At 44.2% G+C, this 2761-nt stretch carries 3 protein-coding genes; all 3 read right to left on the minus strand.

All coding sequences use genetic code 11. From position 1 onward, the window contains the following. Positions 1-1169: DNA polymerase III subunit gamma/tau (gene dnaX, locus QZZ55_RS14160; RefSeq protein ID WP_293267989.1), on the minus strand; the 1169-nt coding region annotated here is incomplete at its 3' end. A gap of 237 nt (positions 1170-1406) precedes the next feature. Beyond that, positions 1407-2201, minus strand: coding sequence for a PhnD/SsuA/transferrin family substrate-binding protein (locus QZZ55_RS14165; RefSeq protein ID WP_293267990.1), 795 nt, complete (start codon positions 2199-2201; stop codon positions 1407-1409). A gap of 24 nt (positions 2202-2225) precedes the next feature. Then, positions 2226-2761 (minus strand): cytochrome c (locus tag QZZ55_RS14170; protein ID WP_366512326.1); only part of this gene is annotated, 536 nt, incomplete at its 5' end.

Genomic DNA, 2761 nt, shown 5'->3' on the forward strand with positions numbered 1-2761 from the left:
GGAGAGGATACTGGCTCTGCTGGCTTTACCTGTCCAGCTTCTTTAGGCACAATTTCATCCAACGCTACCGGCTTTGGTGCAGTTCCTGCCGGGCGAAACGCCAGCATACGTAACAACACCATCTCCAAGCCTTCACGTGCATCAGGTACGAAAGGCAGATCTTTACGACCCACCAAAGCAATTTGATAAAACAGCTGCACATCTTCAGCCGCTAACTGCCGCGCAAGCTGAGACACAGCCTCCTGATCACCCATACTATTATCAATAGCGTCAGGAATGACTTGAGCAACAGCGATTCGATGCAGCAAGCTAATTAAATCACCTAAAACATTCATATAATCGGGTGAAAATAGCGCTAACTCCGCAACAACACCCAATAAATCACGAGCATTATGTGCTGTAAGTGCATCCAGCAATCGATAAACCAAACGCTGATCAATAGCACCCAGCATAGAGCGAACATCTGCCTCAAATACTGTGCCACTTCCAAAAGCTATCGACTGATCTGTTAGACTCAAAGCGTCTCGCATTGAGCCATCAGCAGATCGTGCTAACAGCCACAAGGCTGGATCTTCATAGCCTACATTCTCTTCTGTGAGAACAAACTGAAGATGCTCAACAATCCGTTCTGGTATCAGGTTTTTAAGATTAAATTGTAAACAGCGCGACAAAATAGTGACGGGTAGTTTTTGCGGATCAGTCGTGGCCAGTAAAAACTTAACATGCGCAGGCGGCTCTTCCAGCGTCTTTAACAGAGCGTTGAAAGAATGACTGGAAAGCATGTGTACTTCATCGATCAGGTAAACTTTAAAGCGACCGTGGGTAGGAGCATACTGAACATTTTCAAGTAGTTCGCGCGTGTCTTCAACCTTAGTACGTGATGCTGCATCTACTTCTATTAAGTCGATAAAGCGCCCTTCAGCAATCTCTCTGCAAGCACTACATTCACCACAAGGCTCTGATGACACACCCGTTTCGCAGTTCAGGGATTTAGCAAATAGACGCGCAATTGACGTCTTACCAACACCACGTGTGCCCGTGAAAAGATAAGCATGATGCAAACGATCCTGATCTAACGCATTCACTAGCGCTTTTAGGACATGCTCCTGCCCTACCATCTCTTTAAAGCGTTTAGGACGCCACTTGCGTGCAAGAACCTGATAACTCATAAATAGAAGACGCCACTACCAGAAAAACAAACGCTTATGCTACCGGTTACGGGCTGATATGGCTACCAGTTAAAGCGCATGATCGTTGTCATTTTCGTGTAAAAAACAGCTTCGTCAGTAGCACTTGGACAAAGGGTTATTAAGCGACATAAACACTCATATATTTAAGGAAATGAATACACGACCTTTAATATATATCTATCCATATGCTGCTTATTATATTGCTAGCGAAAGACATTACCCTGCAACAGACACGAACCCATCAACCCAAACAGGAAATACCTTCACAAGTTTCTTTATCGCTCTATCACTGTTGTTTTCAAAGAGATTTTTAAAAAGCTTTTTACATTGATCGATATCTCTCTGGGCAACCCCTCTCTTCATCCAAAGGCCGCCTGTTTCAACCCTTGGACTCTCAGCCACAATAGTAAGATCATTAGCCTTAGCCCATTTTTTTGCCAAGGGTGTTGCTACACCCGCAGCAAAAACATCTTTATGCAGTAATAAAGACATAGCACCAAGGTTAGAGTTTGTGAAAGTAATCAGGTCTTTTTTCAGCATGACTCCAGCATTGTGCAGTAATTTTTTCTGCCAGTAAAAACCCGTTACTGAATTAGGCGAAAGAAAAGCGATTCGTACACCACCTAACTTTGTTAAATCATTAATACCCGTAGAGCTCCTCACCAAAAGGCTAGCAGACAGAAACTGATCGTCGACAACGCTAAGGCCGAATACCTTTTGAAATGGCGCAGGAATTTCTTGCTTGAGCGGCATAAATACAATATCTGCGTCAAACGCTCCTGCAGATTTATGCCCTGCAGTAATCACTTGTATATTACACTGCCTCTTCTGAAAATAGTCTTGCAAGTGACTGAGACGACGATCAGAAATATCTCCTCCTTCCGCCGCATTAATATACATACTGAGTCCGCCATTCAAACCTGATGCACCGCTTGAGTTAACGCCACCAGCACTGAGCATCCCCACATACAAGCTAACGAATAAGCCTACTAACCAGTTTCTTTTACTCATAATATAACCTTTAAGCCTACCGCATTAGTGATGCTCAGCCCCTTCTTTTCCACGCGCTGTTAGAATCTGATATTGAGCTGGTGTTAAATCAGGCAATCTCTTGAGAAAAGCTACCATTTTCCAAATACGCGTATCATCATGCCCTGAAGCCCATGCTGGCATGCCTGATGCTTTAATACCGTGCTTAATAATCCAAAAACTACGCTGACCTGCTACGGTTTCATCGTACCCCAACCGAGGCGCGACAGCCAAGTTTGGTGGTGATGGATATAAACCCAAAGTAAAATCGCTTTCATTTTTCCCTGGCTTAAGATGACAACCTACACACATATCATTGTAATCAGCACCACCTTTAAGCAAACGTTGTGCTGAACTTAGATCTGATGGCACTTCTATATTCTGGGAGGCACCAGCAATCGAGTTTTCGCGTAGCGTTTCTAGCGCCCAAGTAGTAATACCATAATGAGGTTCATCCGCTCCCACTGAATACACGCCTGAATAGATAAACGCTACACCTCCTATCGCCACTGCTCCTACTGCCAACCCCGTGAATGCTATAA

The sequence above is a fragment of the Neptunomonas sp. genome (genome assembly GCF_016744175.1).
In the GTDB taxonomy this organism is placed as follows: Bacteria; Pseudomonadota; Gammaproteobacteria; order Pseudomonadales; family Balneatricaceae; genus Neptunomonas.